Below are 21,099 nucleotides of genomic sequence, written 5' to 3'. Positions count from 1 at the left end.
AAAGCTCTCAGAGCGGAATATGAAGTGCCTGCGCGGCGGCGGCGAAGGCCAGCTCCGCCGCTTCGGCATGATCGCCCACGCAGTTCACATGGCCCATCTTGCGCGACGGGCGCGCATCGTTCTTGCCGTACAGGTGCAGCTTGGTGCCCGGCTTGGCCACCACTTCGTCCCAGGCGGGCGTGCGCTCCAGGCCAAACTCGAACCAGGCATCGCCCAGCAGGTTCAGCATCTTGCCGGACGAGTGCTGGCGCGTGCTGCCCAGCGGCAGGCGGGCCATCGCGCGGACCTGCTGCTCGAACTGGCTGGTCTCGCAGGCATCCATGGTGATGTGCCCCGAGTTATGCGGGCGCGGGGCCATTTCGTTGGCCACCAGCGTGCCATCGGTCAGCACGAAAAATTCGATGCAGAGCACGCCGACGTAGCCCATTTCCGATGCGATCGTCGCGGCAGCCGCACGCGCGCGGGTCGCGATGTCGGCGGACACGCTCTCGGACGGCATCGTCGTCGAGAACAGGATGCCATCGCGGTGCACGTTCTCGGCCAGCGGCCAGGTCGCGGTCGTGCCGTCGGCAGCGCGCGCGGCCAGCACCGACACCTCGTAGGCCAGCGGCAGCATCTGCTCCAGCACGCACGGCACATGCTGCATGGCATTCCATGCGGCGCGCACGTCCTCGCGCGTCTTCACGCGGGCCTGGCCCTTGCCGTCGTAACCCATGCGCGCGGTCTTCAGGATGCCGGGCAGCACGTGGTCGGGCACCTGGTCCACATCGGCGTCATGCTGGATGACCCAGTGCGGGGCCGGCGGCACGCCGGTGCGGTCCGCGCACGCCGCGAAGAACTTCTTTTCGCCGATACGGTTCTGCGCGATCGACACGCAATAGCCGCGCGGCGCGACGAACGCACCCAGCTGCTCGAGCCGGTCCAGCGACAGCGACGGCACGTTCTCGAACTCCGTGCTCACCGCCTGGCACAGCTTCCCCATCTCCGCCAGTGCGGCCTCGTCGGTATAGGTGGCGCAGATATGACGGTCGGCCACCGCGCCGGCCGGGCTGTCCTGGTCCGGATCGAGCACGCAGACGCGATAGCCCATCGCCTGCGCCGCATGCGTGAACATGCGGCCAAGCTGGCCGCCGCCGAGCATGCCGAGCCAGGCGCCCGGCAGGATCGGCGCGCTCGGGTTATCGACACCGAATTCGGCGCGCGACTCCGGCGTGTGGGCTTCGGACAGGTAGGGATGGATATCGGTCGGCATGCGGATAACTTCCGGCGGCGGTGAATACGGGAAAGATCAGACGGGCAGCGTCATGGCGCGCGCGGCCTCGGTCTGCTTCGCGCGGAACGCTTCGAGTGCGGCGGCCAGTGCCTCGTCGGTGGTGGCCAGCGTGGCGATGGCGTGCAGCGCCGCGTTGGCCGCGCCGGCTTCGCCAATCGCGAACGTGGCCACCGGCACACCCTTGGGCATCTGCACGATCGACAGCAGCGAATCCTCGCCGCGCAGGTACTTCGACGGCACGGGCACGCCGAACACCGGCACGATCGTCTTGGCGGCGATCATGCCCGGCAGGTGCGCGGCACCGCCGGCACCGGCGATGATCGCGCGGATGCCGCGGCTGCGCGCCGATTCGGCGTAGCGGAACATGTCGTCGGCCATGCGATGCGCGGAGACCACCTGGGCCTCGAACGGCACGCCAAAGTCCTTGAGCATGGCCACGGCGTGCTGCATGACGTCCCAGTCGGAACTGCTGCCCATCACCACGCCGACCACTGGCTTCGATACATTGCTCACTTCGGTCTTCCTTACTGGAGTTCTTCGCCGGTCAGGCGCGTCAGCGCCTCGCGGTACTTGTCGGCGGTCTTCTGCACCACGTCTTCCGGCAGCTTGGGTGCCGGGGCAGTCTTCGGCCAGGGCTTGCCGTCGATGCGCACGGCCTCGAGCCAGTCGCGCACGAACTGCTTGTCGAACGACGGCGGGTTGGTGCCCACCTGATACGAATCCGCCGGCCAGAAGCGCGACGAATCGGCGGTCAGCACTTCGTCCATCAGCGTCAGCGTGCCGTTCTCGTCCAGGCCGAACTCGAACTTGGTGTCGGCGATGATGATGCCGCGCGTGGCGGCGTAGTCGGCTGCTTCCTTGTACAGGCGGATCGAGATGTCGCGCATCTGCGCCGCCAGGTCCTTGCCGATACGGGCTTCGGTTTCCGCGTACGAGATATTCTCGTCGTGCTCGCCCATCTCGGCCTTGGCCGCCGGCGTGAAAATCGGTTCGGGCAGCTTCTGCGCGTTCTGCAGGCCAGCCGGCAGTTCGATGCCGCAGACCTTGCCCGTGGCCTGGTAATCCTTCCAGCCGCTGCCGGCCAGGTAGCCGCGCACCACGGCTTCCACCAGGATCGGCTTCAGGCGCTTGACCACCACGGCGCGGCCTGCCACCTGGGCCACCTCGCCCGGCGCCACCACGCTCTCGGCGCTGATCCCGGTCTCGTGGTTCGGCACGATATGCGCCAGCTTCCGGAACCAGAAGTTCGCCATCTGGTTCAGCACGCGGCCCTTGGCCGGGATCGGCTCGCCCAGGATGACGTCGAAGGCCGACAGGCGATCGGTCGTGACGATCAGCAGCTTGTCATCGCCGACGGCGTAGTTGTCGCGGACCTTGCCGTGGCCGAGCAGCGGCAGGGACTTGATGGAGGATTCGTAGAGTGCGTCGGACATGATGAGAGTGCGGCAGCGGCTGAAAACAAGCGGGGCTTCGTGCGCGATGCGAAGCCCCATGAAGAACAATCGCCCCGTGCGCGAACGACGCGCAACGGGGCGGCACTACGATTACTGCACGACCTGGGCGAGCTTGCCGGCCTTGTACTGGCCAGCGACATCGACCAGCGTCACCGGCTTGATCTTGCTGGCCTGGCCTTCGCAGCCGAATGCCACGTAGCGGGCCTTGCACACCAGCTTGGCGGCTTCGCGGGCCGGCTTCAGGAACTCGCGCGGGTCGAACTTGCTCGGGTTTTCCGCGAAGAAGCGGCGGACCGCGCCGGTCATCGCCAGACGGATATCCGTGTCGATGTTGATCTTGCGGACGCCGTACTTGATGGCTTCCTGGATCTCTTCCACGGGCACGCCGTACGTTTCCTTCATGTCGCCACCGAACTTGCGGATTTCTTCCAGCAGTTCCTGCGGCACCGACGACGAACCGTGCATCACCAGATGGGTGTTGGGGATACGGGCGTGGATTTCCTTGATGCGGCTGATCGCCAGGATGTCGCCCGTGGGCTTGCGCGTGAACTTGTAGGCGCCGTGCGACGTGCCGATGGCGATGGCGAGAGCGTCCAGCTGGGTGGCCTTGACGAAGTCGGCGGCCTGCTCCGGGTCCGTCAGCAGCATGGAGTGGTCCAGCTTGCCTTCGGCGCCGATGCCGTCTTCCTCGCCGGCTTCACCGGTTTCCAGCGAACCCAGGCAGCCCAGTTCGCCTTCCACGGTCACGCCCACGGCGTGGGCCAGTTGCACGACCTTGCGGGTCACGTCCACGTTGTAGTCGTAGTCGGCCGGGGTCTTGCCGTCTTCGCGCAGCGATCCATCCATCATCACCGACGAGAAGCCCAGGTCGATGGCGCCCTGGCAGATGGCCGGTGACTGGCCGTGATCCTGGTGCATGACCACCGGGATGTGCGGGTAGGCTTCCACGGCGGCTTCGATCAGGTGGCGCAGGAAATGCTCGCCGGCGTATTTGCGCGCGCCGGCCGAAGCCTGCATGATCACCGGGGCATTGACCTCGTCGGCGGCCTGCATGATGGCCTGCACCTGCTCGAGGTTGTTCACGTTGAACGCCGGCAGCGCGTAGTTGTTCTCGGCAGCATGGTCCAGTAGCTGGCGCATGGAAACGAGTGGCATGTCAAACTCCTGAATAAAAAATTGGGGTGTCTCGGTATTCTTCCGGATGCGGTTTCGTGTGCTGCGCCAGCAGGTTCGCGCACACCAGTGCGCCGCGTCTGTCCGGCGCACCACATCGGGCGGCCGGTGCCTAGCTTCCCACCCTCACGATCTTGAGGGTGTTGGTGCCGCCGGGCTGGCCCATCGGCTCGCCGATCGTCAGCACGATGAAATCGCCGCGCTGCACCACGCCTTGCGCCAGCAGCAGTTCCTCGGCCTGTTCCAGCGCCACGTCGCGGTCCGAGCTGGACTGCAGCGGCAGCGGCACCACATTGCGGTACAGCTGCATCTTGCGTTGCGAGGCCAGGTTTGGCGTCATCGCGTAGATCGGCACGTGGATACGGTGGCGGCTCATCCAGAGGGCGGTCGCGCCGGAATCGGTCAGCGCCGCAATCGCCTTCACTCCCAAATGATAGGCGGTGAACAGCGCACCCATGGCGATCGACTGGTCGATGCGCGAGAAGGTCTGGTTGAGGAAGTCGGTATCGAGCTGCACGACTTCGGATTTTTCCGCCTCCAGGCAGATAGCGGCCATGGCCTCCACCGTTTCGATCGGATAGCGGCCCGCGGCGGTCTCGGCCGACGTCATCACGGCGTCGGTGCCGTCCAGCACGGCGTTGGCCACGTCGGACACCTCGGCGCGCGTCGGCACCGGGTTCACGATCATGCTCTCCATCATCTGCGTGGCGGTGATCGTCAGCTTGTTGGCTTCGCGCGCCAGCCGGATCATGCGCTTCTGCAGCGCGGGCACGGCGGCATTGCCGACTTCCACCGCCAGGTCGCCGCGCGCCACCATGATGCCGTCGGACGCCTGCAGGATCTCTTCCAGCACGCCCGGGCGGATGGCCTCGGCGCGCTCGATCTTGGCGATCATGCGCGCCTTGTGCCCATGCGGCTGGCCGGCCACGGCGGCCAGCTGGCGCGCCATTTCCATGTCGGTAGCGTTCTTCGGGAAGCTGACGGCGACGTAGTCGGCGCCCAGGGCCATGGCGGTCTTGATGTCCTCCATGTCCTTGGCGGTCAGCGCCGGCGCGGACAGGCCGCCGCCCTGGCGGTTGATGCCCTTGTTGTTGGACAGGTCGCCGCCCACACGCACCGTGGTGAAGATCTCGGTGCCGATCACGCGGTCCACCACCAGCACGATCAGGCCGTCATTGAGCAACAGCACATCGCCGGGGCCCACGTCGCGCGGCAGGTCTTCGTAGTCGAGGCCCGCACGCTCCTGGTTGCCCATCGTGCAGGAGGAGTCGAGGACGAAGGGGTCGCCGGGCTTGAGCGTGACCTTGCCGTTCTCGAACTTGCCCACGCGGATCTTGGGGCCCTGCAGGTCGGCCATGATGGCCACCTCGCGCCCACACGCCCGGGCTGCCTCGCGCACCATGCTGGCGCGATCGATATGGTCCTGCGCGGTGCCGTGGGAGAAATTCAGGCGCACCACGTCGACACCGGCCGCGATCATGCGGGTCAGTACATCCAGCGTGCTGGAGGCGGGTCCGATGGTGGCGACGATCTTGGTGGAGCGGGTCATGCGTGCGGTTTCCTTCAGTCGGTGGGCGTACTCGGGACTTCGCTGTCATTCGGGCCGGCCGGGTCGCGCCCGCCGGCCCCTTGGGGCATCAGGCTGCGGCGCGCTGTTCCAGCACTTCGAACGCGGGCAGCTTCTTGCCTTCCAGGAACTCCAGGAAGGCGCCGCCGCCGGTGGAGATATAGCCCACGCGGTCGGCAATGCCGTACTTGGCGATGGCGGCCAGCGTGTCGCCGCCACCGGCGATCGAGAATGCACTGGAATCGGCAATCGCCTGGGCCAGCACCTTGGTGCCGTTGCCAAACTGGTCGAATTCGAACACGCCCACGGGGCCGTTCCAGACGATGGTGCCGGCGGCCTTGAGCTGCTCGGCCAGTTGCGCGGCGGTCTTCGGGCCGATGTCCAGGATCAGGTCGTCGTCGGTCACATCCTTGACGTCCTTGACGGTCGCGGCGGCGTTGGCGCTGAATTCCTTGGCGCACACCACGTCCACGGGAATGGGCACCGAGGCGCCGCGAGCGGCCATGATGTCGATGATGCTGCGGGCGTCGGCCACGAGGTCGGCCTCCGCCAGCGACTTGCCGATCTTGAGGCCGGCGGCCAGCATGAACGTGTTGGCAATGCCGCCGCCGACGATCAGCTGGTCGACCTTGTCAGCCAGCGACTTCAGGATGGTCAGCTTGGTCGACACCTTGGAGCCGGCCACGATGGCCACCAGCGGACGAGCCGGCTGGCCCAGGGACTTGCCGAGCGCGTCGATTTCGGCGGCCAGCAACGGGCCGGCGCAGGCGACCGGGGCGTACTTGGCGATGCCGTGCGTGGTGGCTTCCGCGCGGTGGGCGGTGCCGAACGCGTCGTTGACATAGACATCGCACAGCCTGGCCATCTTTTGCGCCAGTTCGTCGCTGTTCTTCTTCTCGCCCTTGTTCACGCGGCAGTTTTCCAGCAGCACGACCTGGCCCGGCGCCACGTCCACGCCATCCACCCAGTTCTGCACCAGCCGCACGGGCTTGCCCAGCAGTTCGGACAGGCGCGTCGCGATCGGCGCCAGCGAGTCTTCCGGCTTGAATTCGCCTTCGGTCGGGCGACCCAGGTGCGACGTCACCATCACGGCCGCGCCAGCGTCCAGGCAAGCCTGGATGGCCGGCACGGAGGCGCGGATACGGGTGTCTTCGGTGATGTTGCCCGCGTCATCCTGCGGCACGTTCAGGTCGGCACGGATAAACACGCGTTTGCCGGAGATTTTGCCTTGGGAGATGAGATCGGTAAGACGCAGGACAGAGGTCATGGCGATAAGAGCGAGACGAGGACGACAGAAAGCCGTCGGGAAATTCGGGGAAGCCGGCATTTTACCTGATCGCCGTCACGGTTTTACGCGATCCCGCCCTGAAATGCCGGAAACGTCACTACCGCCCGAAAACGTGGCAGACGACGTTTCCCCGAAGCGTTGCAACCTGGCCAGACCCCACCGAAGCGGGGTGCAGGGAAGTGCGCACCCGCCGTGGCTTGGGTTAATGTACGCACCAATGTACTAAACGTATGCATAGCCAGACACTTGAGTGCGTTTTGGCGTTTTTAGTACAGGACGACGAAAGCCGGCAACGATCGGCGATAAAAAAAATCACTTCCCGGCCAGGGCAACCGGCACGGCAAGGAAAAACGTTGTCGCGAATGCAAAGGGGTAGTCATGAATCAGGCGAGCATGCACGGGGTCATCCGTGGCTTGTACGAAGGCATACTGGATCCCGGCGCCTGGCAGCACAGCCTGCGCGCGCTCACGGAAATGGCTGGGACCGCGCACGCGTCCATGATGGTGTGGGACACCGTTCGCGACCAGGTCACCGTCAACGAGATCGTCAATCCGGTGGAAGAATTGTTTTCCACCTATGAGAACGATTTCCAGGCCGTCGACCCGGCCAAGGCCTTCGCACCGCGCCTGGTGCCCGGTGCCTGGTATATCGACGCGCGCGACCTCGGCCCGCATGCCATGGCACGGCACCCGTTCTACTGCGACTTCTTCAACCGCTTCGAACTGCGTTCCTACGTGGCATGCCTGGTCGAGCGCCAGCCGCACTACGAGGTCTATTTCTCGATGCAGCGCGCGCTGTCGCAGGAAGCCTTTTCCGGCGAGGACACCCGCGCGCTGGACTGGGTGATCCCGCACATGCGCAGCGCCATCGCCATGCGCGACCGCACGCTTGGCCTGTCCACGCTGGCCGCCCTGTCGGCACGGCTGCTGGAGCGACTGGCCTTCGCGGTGGCCGTCTACACGCCGGACCGCCGCATGCTGCTGGCCAATACCGCCGGCGAACGCTGGGCGCGCCGGCTCGATCCCGCCGGCAAGACCGGCGACTGGCACCTGTCGCGCGGCTTTGCCGACATGCTCCAGGCCGCCTGCAACCCCGGGCGCCCCGTCGCCGCCCAGGCCGCGCGCGCCACCGACGCCAGCGGCGCGCAGGCGCAGGTCCTGGTGCTGCCGCTGCCGCCCACCCACATCCTGGCATCGCACTGGCAGCAGCCCGCGGCGGTCGTCGTGGTCCATGAGGCCGATGCCCCCTCCATCCTGCTCGAGACGGTCCTGCGCGACCTGTACGCGCTGACGCCGGCCGAAACGCGCCTGGCGACGCGACTGGCCACGGGAGAAGGCCTGCCAGATGCCAGCCGGCAACTGCGCATCCGGCACGAGACCGCACGCACCCAACTCAAATCCATCTTCCTGAAGACCGGCTGTGGCAGCCAGGCGCAACTCACGCACCTGCTGTCGCGGCTGGCCGCCACGCTCGAGGGAAACTGACAACAACAGCCTCCCCGAGGCGTTCCATAAAGAGCCTGCGGTTCACCACACGACTTGCAGGCAAGCGACCCGGCTCGCCACGGCTATCCGCCGTGCGCGCGCACGAGAGAACACGCAAGAAGGAAGACCAGGTCATGAACGACAGTGAGATGCACGAGACCATTCGCGGTCTCTATCAAGGCATTTTCGAACCCGATGCATGGCAACGCAGCCTGGCCGCGCTCCGCGACGTCAGCGGCAGCGCGCACGCCGCGTTGCTGGTCCTCGACACCGAGCAAGACAGGGTGCTGGTCAGCCAGGCCGCCCATCCCGCCACGAATGAGGCCGCGGCACATGACGCGCGCCCCCATCGCCCGGACCCTGGCCTGCCGTTTGCCGAACGCCTGGCCGTGGGCGACTGGTATATCGACCGGCGCGACGCGGGCGAGGCCGTCACGCGCCGGCCGGCCTACGGCGAGTTCTTCCACGATTTCGAGTTGTCGTCGATCATGGCCTGCCTGATCGACCGCCGCCCGACCTACGAGGTCTACCTGTCGCTGCAACGGCCTGCCGGGCGCGAAGGCTACTCCGAGGCGGACGCGCGCGCGCTGGACTGGGCCATCCCGCACCTGCGCGAAGCCATCGCCCTGCGCGAGCGGACGCATGCCGTGGCAGCACATGGCCATGTCTCGGCGGATCTGCTGAACCGGCTGCCGTTTGGCGTGGTGGTGTTTTCCCAGTCGGGCAAGGCCATGCTGACCAATCCCGCGGGCGAACCGTGGGTGCGCCGACTGGTGCCGGTGGCCGGCGCCGGCGCGGCGGACACGCCGCCGCCGAATGGCAACGGCTGGCGGCTGTCGCGCCCGTTCGCCGAGGTCATCCGCAGCGTTTGCGATGCAGCCACCTCGCAATCGGTGCAGGCGATCCAGGCGATCGGCACGGATGGGCGCAGCGTCCAGATCGTGGCCATGGCGCTGACCCCCGCCCTCCGTCTCGACGCCGACTGGCACGGGCAGGCGGTGCTGGTGGCGATCCACGAAGGCGTCGGCACGCCGCGCGCGACCACCGCGGTGCTACGCGACCTCTACGGGCTCACACCGGCGGAGACACGGCTGGCGATGCTGCTGACCACGGGCATGGGCCTGCCCGATGCCTGCGCGCAGCTTGGCATCAAACGCGAAACCAGCCGCACCCAGCTCAAGTCCGTCTTCACCAAGACCAACACCGGCACGCAGGCCCAGCTCGCCCACCTGCTGACGCGGCTGGGCACCGTGCTGACGGAATCGGCCCGCTTCTGACTTGCTGACTTGCTGATTCGCTGACGTATCGACGTGCCGACGCGCTCTCCGGGCTGGACTCAGCCCAGGAAACGCAGCGCGGTGTAGACCGCCATCCCCGCCACGATCATGCCGACCATGCGGCGCGTGAGCAGGTAGAACACCGTGGCCGCGATGCCCGCGATCAGCTTGTCGTTGACCGGGGAGAGCGTGAAATGCCCCTGCCAGGTCAGGAAGTCCGGCAGGATGATCGCCGCCAGCGCGGCGGCCGGCGCGTAGCGCAGCGCGCGCTGGATGCGGTCCGGCACCGTGACGCGCTCACCCGCCATCAGGAACAGCGCGCGGCTGAAGATGGTCACCACCGCCATGCCGACGATGGCGATCCAGGTTTCGAGGTGGCTCATGCCCGGTCTCCCGTCTGCGGATGCGTGGCCTTGCGGGCGCGGATCGCGCGCAGCGTGGCGCGCGCGGCCAGCTCGTCGCTGGCCATGCCGGCAGCGATGGCCCCCACCACGGCCACCACCAGGCTGAGCCGGTACGGCAGGTCGAAGCACAACAGCGCCAGCACGGCGGACACCACCACCGCCATCAGCGTCGAGCGCGAATTGATGGTGGCGATCATCACCGGGATCAGCGCCATCGTCCCCGCCAGGCCCAGGCCCCAGCTATCGGGGAAGAGGCTGGCCAGCACGATGCCGATAATCGACGACACCTGCCATGTCATGGCGTTGATCAGCGCCATGCCCCAGAAATAGCCTTCCTTGCCGGGCGCGTAGCCGGGCTCGGTGTAGCGCTGCATGAAGTAGACGAAGTGCAGGTCGCCGTTGAAGAACCCCAGCGCGGTGCGCCGCCATAGCGGCAGGTAGCTGAAGTGCGGCTGCAGCGCCGCGCTGAAGATCACGAAGCGCAGGTTGACCACGGCGGCGGTGAGCCACACCGTCCAGATCGGCAGCCCGGCGGCGAACAGCGGCAGCACCGCCAGTTGCGCGGAGCCCGCGTAGACCAGCAGCGACATGCCGATGGCCTCCGGCACGGTCAGCGCCGATTTGCTCATGGCCACCCCGGTGACCAGCCCCCACGAAAACACGGCGGGCAGGGAAGGCGCGAAAAAGCGCGCGCCGGCGAGGAAGCTGTTGCGCTCCACCTCGGCAAAGCGATGCCAGAGGCGCAACCACACCGGGGACGACTGTCGGGGAGTCATGTCGAAGAACAAAAAACGCTGAATGAGGGGCAAGGCTACGGCGGCGCCACGTTTGTACGGTACGCGTGTGTATCGAACGTATCGTGCGTATCGTGCAAAAGGGCCAGGCCGTCGGGGGGCACCTTCGGCCGCGCGGGCGCGTGGCCGAAGGCAAAGCAGCCATTATAGGCTTGGGAGGGTCGCTGGTAAGCGGCGACTTAAAAGTGTTGTTTCGCGGTAAATCGGCCTACAGGTCGGCACTTAGATCGGCCCACGGATCGACACATCAACGCCGCCCGTGGGCGATTGACTCGATGGAAAGCCCGGACGCCCACGCACGGCGTCCGCGCGGAACCCTCCTCAGGCCGGACGCCCCGTCGGCGTCAGGGTGGCCGGCTCGGCCGTCGCTTCCGGCACCTTGTGTTCGTCGCCGCCGCCAGCCTCGCCCAGGTCGATGCCCGAGGTCTCCGGCAGCAACGCGGCCGACACCATCACCACGGCGTAGCCGACCCCGGCCACCATCGCGATGGCCAGCGCCAGCGACGTCCGGCCGCTGTTGAGCCAGCCCACCGCCAGCGGGAAGAACGACCCGATCACCCGGCCCAGGTTGTACGACACGCCGTAGCCCGTGGCGCGGACACTGCTCGGGTAGGACTCCGAGATCGTGGCGCCGATGCCCGCGAACACGCCCTGCATCAGCACGCCCAGCGGGAAGCCCAGGAACAGCATCGACGTGTTGGACACCGGGATCACCATGTAGACCATCGCCATGACAAAGGCGCCCGCCGCGAACACGATGTACGTCAGGCGGCGCCCCCAGCGGTCCGTCGCGTAGGCACCGGCCACGTAGCCGACCAGCGAACCGAGGATCGTCACGGCCAGGTAGGAACTCGTGCCAAACACCGACAGGCCGCGTTCGGTCTTGAGAAAGGTCGGCAGCCAGGTGGCAATCGCGTAGTAGGCGCCCAGCATCCCGCCCGACAGCAGACTGCACAGCACGGTCTTGCGCAGCAGCGGGCGGCGGAACACGCGTGCGAGATCGGCGACGGGCGAGACCTTGCCACGCTCGGCCCGGCTCTTCAGGAACACCTCCGGCTCCTGCAGGTTGCGGCGCAGGTAGACCACCACCAGCGCCGGCAGGATACCCAGGAAGAAGCAGACGCGCCATGCCACCTCGGGCTCGAACAGGTTGAACGTGATCGCGTACGCAATGGCCGCGCCGCCCCAGCCGAACGAATAGCTGCTGGCGGTAAAGCCCGAGTACTTGCCGCGATGCGCCGGATTGCGGATCAGCTCCGTCACCAGCACCATGCACAGCGACGACTCGCCGCCAAACCCGAGCCCCTGCAGCATCCGGAACGCCATCAGCTGTTCCGGCGAATTGGCCATGCCGCACAGGAAGCACGACACGGCGAATACCAGGATCGTCCAGCGCAGCACACGCACGCGGCCGAAGCGGTCGGCCAGCAGCCCGGCGCCGATCGCGCCCACCAGCGACGACACCAGCGTCCACGTGACGATGGCGCCGGCCATCGACTTGCTCATGCCCCATTGCGCCAGCAACGTGGAAATGAGGAACGAATAGATCATGAAGTCGAACACGTCGACCGCATGGCCGAGGAACGCTCCATAGAACCCTTTGCGCTCGGCGCGCGACAGCTCCCTGAACCAGCTCAGCATGATCCCCTCCTCCTGTCAGACGTCTTGATGGTGATTGGTCGTGAACGGCGTGCCAGGTGCGCCCCGTGACGGGCGGCCCGGTCGGTGACGCAGCGGTTCGCCCGGCGGCTGAAACGCGTAGCCGGCGTCTTCCAGCCGTTGCGCGAAGCCGAGCGAGGTCAGGTCGCCGTGGCGGCGCGCGACGATCTGCACGCCTACCGGCAGGCCGCCGCACGCGGGGCCGATCGGGGCCACCGTCGATGGCAGTCCGCACAGGCCGGAATGGCCGGCCCAGAACAGCTGCGACGTCAGCGGCCACGGGCGTCGGTTGACCTGCAACGTGCGCTGCCAGGGCTCGCCGGTTTCGTCGATCGGGAACGCCGTCGTCGTGGCGGCCGGGCACAGCAGCACGTCGTAATCGGCAAAGAAACGCTGCCACGCTCGCGCGAACTGTTCGCGGGCCGTTTGCAGGCGCAGCCAGTCGCGGTGCGTGAGCACGGCACCTTCGAACTGGAGCGACGCGTAGTCGTCGCTGCCGCTACCCGCTTGTGCCCGCGACAGGGCGTCGGCGAACGCGGCGTCATCCATGTAGAGCGATGTCGTCGCGCGCAGCAGCAGCACGTAGACGCGCCACAGCGCCGCGGGGTCGAAGTCGGGGCGCACGTTCCAGCTAACCTGCGCACCCTGCGCCGCGAGCCAGTGCCCCAGCCGTTCGATCTCGCCGCTCACGGCCGCGTCGGCCTCCGCCAGCGGGTGGGTCGGCAGCACCGCCACGCGGAAGTCGGACAGGCGCGCGGGACCGCACGGCGGCAGATCGAGCCGCCATGCCGACGCCTCGTCGCCATCCGGCCCCGCAATGGCGCGCAGCACCAGCTCCAGGTCATGCGCGCTGCGCGCCACCGGCCCCGCCACGTTGATGTCCTGCGCGGCGAACCCGGCCTCGGCATTGCCATGCCCGCGCAGCGGCACCAGCCCGTGGCTGCTCTTGTGCGAGAACACGCCGCAGTAGTGCGCGGGATTGCGCAGCGACGAGCCGATGTCCGAGCCGATGTCGAAGAAACTCATGCCGGCGCAGACCGCCGCCGCGCTCCCGCCCGACGATCCGCCCGGGGTACGGGCCAGGTCGCGCGGATTGCGCGTGGTGCCGTAGATCGCGTTGTAGCTCTGCCAGTCGCGCAGGCCCAGTGGCACGTTGGTCTTGCCGAGCAGCACGGCGCCTTGCGCGCGCAGCCGCGCCACGACCACGGCATCGGCCGCCGCCCGATGGTCACGCCGCGCGGGGCTGCCGCACGTGGTGGGCCAGCCGGCCACATCGAACGACTCCTTGACCGAGAACGGGATGCCATCGAGCGGGCCACGCGCGCATCCGGCGAGGCGGCGCTGGTCGCTCTGCCGCGCTGCCTCGCGCGCGGCCTCGAAGTCGGCCAGCACCATCGCATTGATCTCACCGTTACGCGCGGCCCAGGCGGTCTGGCAGGCATCGACCAGCGCCACGGCGGTGGTTTCGCCGCGGGCGAGTTGCCCGGCGGCTTGCCAGAGCGGCAAAAAGGTCGCCTCCGGCCGAGGAGTGTCGGCCGGCATGAGGTCGGGCAGGGTCACAGTCGCTCCGTGTTGTCGTGGGCCGGCAGTTGGCTCGGGCCGGCCTGTGGGGGCTATCGGGAAGCAGCGTTCGGTATACTATATTCACAATTCTGCGAAGTACAAGGCAGCATTTGTGCCAGCTTGAATGCACTGCAACAAGGCAAAACAAGGGGAAATTCTGCTTTCAGGCGGCCCGGTTGCAGCAGTGCGCACCATCTGCGGGACGGTTTTGGTATACCGTTTGGTGCAATACCAGTCAGCGGCGCAGCAAACCCACGAGTTCGTCGATATCCGGCAGCGGCACGTCGCGGCCAGTCGCCTCGCCGTCCGTGCCGTCCAGCACGCCATCCGCCAGCGCGCGCTTGCCCTGATGGAGCTCGACGATCCGTTCCTCGATCGTCCCGGCCGCGATCAGCCGGTAGACCGTGACCGGGCGCTGCTGGCCGATCCGGTGCGCACGGCCCATCGCCTGATCCTCGGCGGCGGGATTCCACCACGGGTCGGCAATCACGATGTAGTCGGCGGCGGTCAGGTTCAGGCCGAAACCGCCGGCCTTGAGGCTGATCAGGAAGACATCGCCCTCCCCCGCCTGGAACGCGGCCACGCGACGCGTGCGTTCGCCGGCCGGCGTGGCGCCATCCAGGTATTGATATGTCAGGCCGGCATCGTCCAGCGCCTGCCGCAGCAATCGCAGGAAATCGACAAACTGGCTGAAGACCAGCGTCTTGTGGCCATTGGCAGCCAGCGTGGCGGCCAGCTCGGCGAACGCGCGGACCTTGGCGCCTGGCTGGCCGACTTCCGGCGTGACCAGGCGCGGATCGCAGGCCGCGCGTCGCATGCGCATCAGTTGGGCCAGCACATGGATGCGCGCCTCGGGCTCCACCGGCTTCGGGCGTCCCTTCTTGCCCCGGGCCGGCCGCAGCAGCGCGCGTTCGGCCTCGGACAGCGCCTGGCGGCGCAGCGCTTCGTAGTGCGCGGCCTCCGCGGGTTCCGGTTCCACGCGGATGACCAGCTCGGTGCGCGGCGGCAGTTCGTCCAGCACCTGCGCCTTGGTTCGGCGCAGCACGAAGGGCGCGATCATGCGCCGCAGCCGCAGGCGCGGGTCCCGCGCGCCGTTGCGCTCGATCGGGTTCGCGAAATGCTCGTTGAAGCGGACCAGCGACCCGAGCAGCCCCGGATTGCAGAAGCGCATCACGGCCCAGAGTTCGGCCAGCCGGTTTTCCACCGGCGTGCCTGACAGCGCCAGCCGGCCATCGGCCTGCAGCGCGAACATCGCCTGGGCACGCCGTGACGACGGATTCTTGAACGACTGCGCCTCGTCGGCCACCACGGTATGCCAGTGCCGGCCGCAGAAATCCTTGCGCGCCTGCTGCAGCAGGTTGTACGACACGATGACCAGATCGTGCGCGCCGGCCTGCCCGACGATGGCCTCGCGGTCCCCCTCGGCATAGACATGCACGCGCAGCGATGGCGCAAAGCGACGGGCCTCGGCCGCCCAGTTGCCGCAGACGGAAGTCGGGGCGACCACCAGCGCGGCCCCGCCCGCCGCGCGCGCCAGCATCACGGCCAGCGACTGCAGCGTCTTGCCGAGCCCCATGTCATCGGCCAGGCAAGCGCCGAAGCCGGCCTCGACCAGCGCCATCATCCAGCGGTAGCCCTCTTCCTGATACGGGCGAAGGTCGGCCGCCAGCGTGGCCGGAACCGCCGCATCGACGTCGCGCGCGGCACGCAGGCGCGCCACGCGCGTGCGGAAGTGCGCATCGGGATTGACACCCACGCCGGCCAGCACGTCGTCCAGCCACGGCGCGGCCACCAGCGGCACGCGGATGCCGTCGCGCAGACCGTCTCCCACGCCGGCCAGGTCACGCAGCCGCCCGCGCAACTGGCGCGTCAGCGCCACGTAGACGCCCTGCCCCATCGGCATGAAGCGGCCAGCGTGCCCGTGCGCCCAGGCCACGAGCTTTTCCAGCGACATCACCAGCCCCTCGGCCACGCGCAGTTCGCCGACGAGCTTGAACCACTCGCTGCCCGTCTCCACGCTGACTGCCAGTTGCGGGATATCGGCTGCAATCAGGCGGATCTCGCGGCCGCGCGGCCATTCGAGGTCGATCACGCCGGCGAGCCCGGGCAGCACCTCCACGGCCGTCAGCGCGTCTTCGGGATCGTCGAGCGTCCATGTGTATTCGCCGCTGGCCGGTGCCTGCTCCACGAGGAACGGCAGGGCCTGGAACACCTCGGCCATGTGCGCCAGCTCGGCGTCGACATCGCGATGCGTGACGAGGGTCTCGCCGCCGACCGTCGCCATCAACCGGGTCCGGCCGCTGCCCGGCGCCAGGCGGGGACCGAGCGGCCCCAGCGGCGTGACCACCAGCCGCAGGCTGATGCCGCGACCGACCGGCGCCACTTCGGCGCGCAAGCGGCCCTCGGGCGCGCGTTCGCGCGCTTCGCCCGATGCATCGGCATGGATCTGGAAATGGCCGGCAAGCGCCCGCAGCGTGCTGTCCAGCCTGGCCTGGGCATTGGCCGGCACGGCCAGCCCGTCGGCGATCAGACGCGCGGCGCCCTGCTGGGCCGGCGTGAAGCGGATCACCCGCAGGCGGCGCGGGCCGTCCTGCAGGACGGAAATCTGGCGCAGTGCCTCGGCTTCCTGCCGGGCAGCGGCGGGCAGGAAGTCCTCCATCGCCGGCGCCTCGCGCAGCGGCGGCACGATGCGCAACACGTAGCGGTCCCCTTCGCGCACGGCTTCCAGCGTTGGCGCGGCCTCCACCACCTCCATCGGAACCGTGGGTGCATGAGACAGCACCACGCCCGGATGGCCGACCAGCGCCATCACGGCGGCGGCCCGATCGATCACGTGGCGGCGATTGCGCGACTGGTCGCGGCGGATGGCGCGCGCCACGCGGGCATCCCACGGCGCCAGCGTGTCGTCGTCGGCCACACGCGCCAACGGCAGCGGACGCGGCTTGCTCCAGCCGCGCGGGCCGTGGGTCTGCTCCATCGCCTCGACCGTCCCGACCACGCCGTCCGCGTCGATCGTCAGCGCCCAGAGCAGACGCCGGCCATCGACGGCGCCCGCGGCCTCGCCGCCGGCAAGCGCCGCCAGCGCGCCTAGCGCGTCCTGCCAGCGGTCGTCGTCGGGAACATCCCCGTCTTCAGCGGGGTGGATTGCGGACACGGGCGAGAGATTGAAGCCGAAGGGTGGGTCGGAGGTGCGATTGTAGAACGCGGCGGCGCCCAAGCCACCCGCCGCGCGTTGGCACGTCAGGGCGCGCGGCTTACAATGGCGTCTTTGCGACTTTTCTTGGTGCACAGGGAGACAACCATGTCGATGGCGGATCGCGACGGCAAGATCTGGATGGACGGCAAGCTCATTGAGTGGCGCGATGCCAAGATTCACGTGCTGACGCACACCCTGCACTACGGCATGGGCGTATTCGAAGGCGTGCGCGCCTACAAGACGCCGGACGGCACCGCGATTTTCCGCCTGAAAGAGCACACGCGCCGCCTGTTCAATTCGGCCAAGATCTTCCAGATGACCATGCCGTTCGATGAAGCCACGCTCGAGGCCGCCCAGCGCGAGGTCGTGCGGGCCAACAACCTCGAATCGTGCTACATCCGCCCGCTGGTGTGGATCGGCTCGGAAAAGCTCGGCGTATCCGCCCGGGGCAACACGATCCACGTGGCCATCGCCGCCTGGCCGTGGGGCGCCTACCTGGGCGAGGAAGGCATGGAACGCGGCATCCGCGTGAAGACGTCGTCGTTCACGCGCCACCATGTCAACGTGTCGCTGGTGCGCGCCAAGGCCAGCGGGTACTACATCAACTCGATCCTGGCCAACCAGGAGGCCACGGGCCTCGGCTACGACGAAGCGCTGCTGCTGGACACCGACGGCTACGTGAGCGAAGGCTCCGGCGAGAACGTGTTCATCGTGCGAAATGGCGTGATCTACACGCCGGACCTGGCCTCGTGCCTGGACGGCATCACGCGCGACGCCACGCTGACGATCGCCCGCGACCTCGGCATCGAGGTGCGCGAAAAGCGCATCACGCGCGACGAGATGTACTGCGCCGACGAAGCGTTCTTCACCGGCACCGCCGCCGAAGTGACCCCGATCCGCGAGCTGGACGACCGCGTGATTGGCGAAGGCCGCCGTGGCCCGATCACCAAGCGCATCCAGGACACGTTCTTTGCCGCCGTGGGCGGCACGGACGAGAAGTACAAGAAATGGCTGACGCCGGTCTGAGCGACGGCGCCATCCCGCATTACCCATAAATCACCCTGCAAGACAACGCAACACCATGACCCAGACCGCATCCGTCGTCGAAATCGGCGCAGAAGACATTCCGCTGCATTGCCCCACGGGCAACACGCCCGCCTGGAACTACCACCCCCGCGTCTTCCTGGACGTTGTGGACACCGGCGAGGTCAAGTGCCCGTACTGCGGCACCGTGTATAAGCTCAAGCCGGGCACCGTGCTCAAGGGTCACCACTGACACACCCGGCCCAAGCCACTTTCCGTCGGATCACCCAGACGCCCCGGGCCGCCCCGCGCCCCGGGGCGTTGGCATACGCGGCGTCCGCCTGTGACGCCGGCCCCGCTCCGGGCACCGTACTACAGGGCCACGCAACACCCACAATATGAAAAAAGCCCTCGTCATCGCCCCCAACTGGATCGGCGACGCCCTGATGGCGCAGCCGCTGTTCGCGCTGCTCAAGGCTCGCAACCCTCGACTGGTCATCGACGCCCTGGCGCCCAAGTGGGTCGCCCCGGTGCTGGCGCGCATGCCGGAAATCAGCACTGTGTTCCCGAGCGAGCTCGCGCACGGCAAGCTGCAACTGTCCGCCCGGCTGTTGTTCGCGCAACAGCTCAAGCATGAAGGCTACGACGTGGCCTACGTGCTGCCGAATTCGCTGAAGTCGTCGCTGATTCCGTTCCTGGCCGGCATTCCGCTGCGCGTCGGCTATCGCGGCGAAGCGCGCTTCGGCATGCTCAATGTGCGCCACGCCAATCCGCCGCGCGACAAGCGCCCGCCGATGGTGGAGCACTACGCCCGGCTGGCGGTGAAGCCGGGCGGCAGGCTGCCGGAGTCGATCCCCGACCCGAAGCTCAAGACCGATCCCGTACGCATGGCCGCCACCGCGGAACGCTTCGGCATCCCGCCGCAGACGCGCGTGATCGCGTTTTGCCCGGGCGCCGAATTCGGCCCGGCCAAGCGCTGGCCCGCCGCGCATTTTGCCGAACTGGCGCAAATGCTGCGGCGTTCGTTCCCCTACGCACAGATCATCGCGCTGGGGTCGGGCAAGGATGCCGAGATCGCCGACGAGATCGTCAAGGGGGCGCCGTTTGTGCGCAACCTGTGCGGCCAGACCTCGCTGGACGATGCCGTGGACCTGCTGGCGCTCTCCGAGGCCGCGGTCTGCAACGATTCCGGCCTGATGCACGTGACCGCCGCGCTGAACCGGCCCCAGGTGGCCGTCTTCGGTTCGAGTGATCCCCGCCACACGCCCCCGCTGTCACAGGCAGCGAGTATCATGTGGCTGCAACTCGAGTGCAGTCCCTGCTTCAAGCGGGAGTGCCCGCTCGGCCACCTGCGCTGCCTGAAGGAAATCGAACCCGAAATGGTGTTCGTCGAGTTGCGCCAGCTTCTGCACCGTCCCTGACCACGCCAACATGCCTCGTTTCGCCCGCCTGTTCGATTCCGCCGAAGACATCGTCGATGCCTTCCGTGAAGCCATGAAGTTGCGTGACGCCGACGGCGCGCTGCGGCTGTGGCTGGACGAAGACTCGGTCACCTGCGTGATGCCCGACGGCCAGCGCCTGATCGGACACGAGCACCTGCGCCAGGCCTTTGCGCAACTGCTGGAAGAGCAGCCGGTGCTGATCGACGCCATCGAGACCAGCAGCCATGCCTCGCTCGGCGTGTCGATCTTCGACGTCACCGAGGCCCTGCGCTTTGGCGACGATCGCGTGGAGGCCGATCTCTACGTGCACACCACCTACGTGCTGATGCAGAACCACGAGGGCTGGCGCCTTGCCCACATCCACTGCAGCCCGGCCAACGCGGTGCAGGTGGCCGCCGTGGCCGCCGTGGCCGCCGCACCGGGCCAGGCGCTGCACTGACTGGCCGCACCGCCATGCTGTTCGGCGAGGCCTTCCACACCCCGTGGTGGCTGCGCGGTGGCCATGCGCAAACCATCCTTGCCGCACGCTTCACGCGATACCGCCGCGTCACCTTCCGGCGGGAACGCTGGGATACGCCGGACGGCGATTTCATCGACCTGGACTGGACCACGCACCCGGTTGCGCCCGGTGCGCCGCTGGTCATCATGTTCCACGGCCTGGAAGGCGATTCCCGCAGCCACTACGCGCAGACGCTGATGCACGCGTTGCGCGAGCGCGGCTGGCAAGGCGTGATTCCGCATTTCCGCGGCTGCTCGGGCGAACTGAACCGCGCGCCGCGCTTCTATCATTCGGGCGATTCGGCCGAGATCCGCTGGGTGCTGGAGCGCCTGCGCACGCAGGTCCACGCCACGGAACCGGATCGGCATATGCTGGCGGTAGGCATCTCGCTGGGTGGCAATGCCCTGCTGCGCTACCTGGGCGAGGAAGGCCGCGGTGCGGGCTTCCTGTCCGCCGCGGCAGCGATCTCCGCCCCGGTGGACCTGGCTGCCGGCGGCGCGGCGCTATCGAGCGGGTTCAACCTGATCTATACGCGGATGTTCCTGCAGACGCTCAAGCGCAAGTCGCTGGCCAAGCTGGATCAGTTTCCGAACCTGTTCGACCGCGCCACGATGCTGGCCAGCCGCGATCTGTACGCATTCGACAACGTCGTGACCGCACCGCTGCATGGCTTTCGCGATACCGACGACTACTGGGCCCGCGCGGCCAGCAAACCCATCCTCGGCGAGATCCGCATTCCCACGCTGGTGCTGAACGCGCGCAACGACCCGTTCCTGCCGGAACATCACCTGCCGGGCCCCGCCGACGTCAGTACGGACGTGTTGCTGGAGCAGCCCGAGCACGGCGGCCACGTCGGCTTCATGACGCCGCGCGGCGGCATGCTGGGGCAGATGCCGCTGCTGCCGGTGGCGGGCCACATCGAATGGCTGCCCGCGCGCATCCTCGATTTCTTCGACAGCGTGGGCTGACCCTGCGCGCGGCATAAAGCGCGGGATGCCGCGT

General features: G+C 67.8%; 18 protein-coding genes. 7 read left to right on the top strand and 11 right to left on the bottom strand.

Annotated elements, in window-relative coordinates; translation table 11 throughout:
- Positions 1-7: 7 nt before the first annotated feature.
- From BLR29_RS08260 to BLR29_RS08235, 6 genes are all read right to left on the bottom strand, one after another.
- A complete protein-coding gene (locus BLR29_RS08260) occupies positions 8-1,252 on the bottom strand; it encodes a 5-(carboxyamino)imidazole ribonucleotide synthase (RefSeq protein ID WP_092136101.1) in 1,245 nt (414 codons plus the stop codon).
- A gap of 36 nt (positions 1,253-1,288) precedes the next feature.
- Positions 1,289-1,786 carry a 5-(carboxyamino)imidazole ribonucleotide mutase gene (gene purE, locus BLR29_RS08255; protein WP_092136099.1) on the bottom strand — a complete coding sequence of 166 codons (498 nt, stop codon included), beginning with the start codon at positions 1,784-1,786 and terminating at the stop codon, positions 1,289-1,291.
- Positions 1,787-1,797: 11 nt separating this feature from the next.
- Positions 1,798-2,706 carry a phosphoribosylaminoimidazolesuccinocarboxamide synthase gene (locus BLR29_RS08250; RefSeq protein ID WP_092136686.1) on the bottom strand — a complete coding sequence of 303 codons (909 nt, stop codon included), beginning with the start codon at positions 2,704-2,706 and terminating at the stop codon, positions 1,798-1,800.
- Positions 2,707-2,817: 111 nt separating this feature from the next.
- Positions 2,818-3,882 (bottom strand): class II fructose-bisphosphate aldolase, encoded by a 1,065-nt coding sequence (gene fba / locus BLR29_RS08245; protein ID WP_092136097.1) that lies wholly within the window; start codon positions 3,880-3,882, stop codon positions 2,818-2,820.
- Positions 3,883-4,012: 130 nt separating this feature from the next.
- Positions 4,013-5,449, bottom strand: coding sequence for a pyruvate kinase (pyk, locus tag BLR29_RS08240; protein WP_092136095.1), 1,437 nt, complete (start codon positions 5,447-5,449; stop codon positions 4,013-4,015).
- Positions 5,450-5,537: 88 nt separating this feature from the next.
- The gene (locus BLR29_RS08235) at positions 5,538-6,734 is read right to left on the bottom strand and encodes a phosphoglycerate kinase (protein ID WP_092136093.1); all 1,197 of its coding nucleotides are present in this window, start codon (positions 6,732-6,734) and stop codon (positions 5,538-5,540) included.
- Positions 6,735-7,133: 399 nt separating this feature from the next.
- On the opposite strand from BLR29_RS08235, the gene BLR29_RS08230 reads away from it, so the two are divergent.
- Both BLR29_RS08230 and BLR29_RS08225 read left to right on the top strand, forming a co-directional pair.
- Positions 7,134-8,240, top strand: a complete 1,107-nt coding sequence (locus BLR29_RS08230) for a helix-turn-helix transcriptional regulator (protein WP_092136091.1) — start codon at positions 7,134-7,136, stop codon at positions 8,238-8,240.
- Positions 8,241-8,374: 134 nt separating this feature from the next.
- Entirely contained in the window at positions 8,375-9,517 is a 1,143-nt protein-coding gene (locus BLR29_RS08225) for a helix-turn-helix transcriptional regulator (RefSeq protein WP_092136089.1), read from the top strand.
- 59 nt (positions 9,518-9,576) lie between these two features.
- Here BLR29_RS08225 and BLR29_RS08220 read toward each other — a convergent pair whose 3' ends face one another.
- From BLR29_RS08220 to BLR29_RS08200, 5 genes are all read right to left on the bottom strand, one after another.
- Positions 9,577-9,900 (bottom strand): AzlD domain-containing protein, encoded by a 324-nt coding sequence (locus BLR29_RS08220; RefSeq protein WP_092136087.1) that lies wholly within the window; start codon positions 9,898-9,900, stop codon positions 9,577-9,579.
- Positions 9,897-10,697 carry an AzlC family ABC transporter permease gene (locus BLR29_RS08215; RefSeq protein WP_092136684.1) on the bottom strand — a complete coding sequence of 267 codons (801 nt, stop codon included), beginning with the start codon at positions 10,695-10,697 and terminating at the stop codon, positions 9,897-9,899. Before BLR29_RS08215 ends, BLR29_RS08220 begins: the two co-directional genes overlap by 4 nt.
- Positions 10,698-11,036: 339 nt before the next feature.
- A complete protein-coding gene (locus tag BLR29_RS08210) occupies positions 11,037-12,356 on the bottom strand; it encodes an MFS transporter (RefSeq protein WP_092136085.1) in 1,320 nt (439 codons plus the stop codon).
- Positions 12,357-12,371: 15 nt separating this feature from the next.
- Complete coding sequence (locus BLR29_RS08205) at positions 12,372-13,916, bottom strand: amidase (RefSeq protein WP_092136682.1); 1,545 nt, start codon at positions 13,914-13,916, stop codon at positions 12,372-12,374.
- Positions 13,917-14,172: 256 nt separating this feature from the next.
- Positions 14,173-17,091 carry a DEAD/DEAH box helicase gene (locus tag BLR29_RS08200; RefSeq protein WP_092136681.1) on the bottom strand — a complete coding sequence of 973 codons (2,919 nt, stop codon included), beginning with the start codon at positions 17,089-17,091 and terminating at the stop codon, positions 14,173-14,175.
- A 147-nt stretch (positions 17,092-17,238) separates the two neighbouring features.
- On the opposite strand from BLR29_RS08200, the gene BLR29_RS08195 reads away from it, so the two are divergent.
- The 5 genes from BLR29_RS08195 (at position 17,239) to BLR29_RS08175 (ending at position 21,065) form a co-directional block, all read left to right on the top strand.
- Positions 17,239-18,159 carry a branched-chain amino acid transaminase gene (locus BLR29_RS08195; RefSeq protein WP_092136084.1) on the top strand — a complete coding sequence of 307 codons (921 nt, stop codon included), beginning with the start codon at positions 17,239-17,241 and terminating at the stop codon, positions 18,157-18,159.
- A gap of 55 nt (positions 18,160-18,214) precedes the next feature.
- Positions 18,215-18,409, top strand: a complete 195-nt coding sequence (locus BLR29_RS08190; protein ID WP_092136082.1) for a zinc-finger domain-containing protein — start codon at positions 18,215-18,217, stop codon at positions 18,407-18,409.
- A gap of 145 nt (positions 18,410-18,554) precedes the next feature.
- Positions 18,555-19,577, top strand: a complete 1,023-nt coding sequence (gene waaF, locus BLR29_RS08185; protein WP_092136081.1) for a lipopolysaccharide heptosyltransferase II — start codon at positions 18,555-18,557, stop codon at positions 19,575-19,577.
- Positions 19,578-19,587: 10 nt separating this feature from the next.
- On the top strand, positions 19,588-20,037 hold the full coding sequence (locus tag BLR29_RS08180; RefSeq protein ID WP_092136079.1) for a YybH family protein: 450 nt from the start codon (positions 19,588-19,590) through the stop codon (positions 20,035-20,037).
- Between the two features lie 14 nt (positions 20,038-20,051).
- Positions 20,052-21,065, top strand: a complete 1,014-nt coding sequence (locus tag BLR29_RS08175) for a YheT family hydrolase (RefSeq protein ID WP_092136078.1) — start codon at positions 20,052-20,054, stop codon at positions 21,063-21,065.
- The last annotated feature ends 34 nt before the right edge of the window (positions 21,066-21,099 follow it).

The sequence above is a fragment of the Cupriavidus sp. YR651 genome, assembly GCF_900101625.1.
In the GTDB taxonomy this organism is placed as follows: domain Bacteria; phylum Pseudomonadota; class Gammaproteobacteria; order Burkholderiales; family Burkholderiaceae; genus Cupriavidus.
This window is presented reverse-complemented; position numbering and strand designations above follow the sequence as displayed.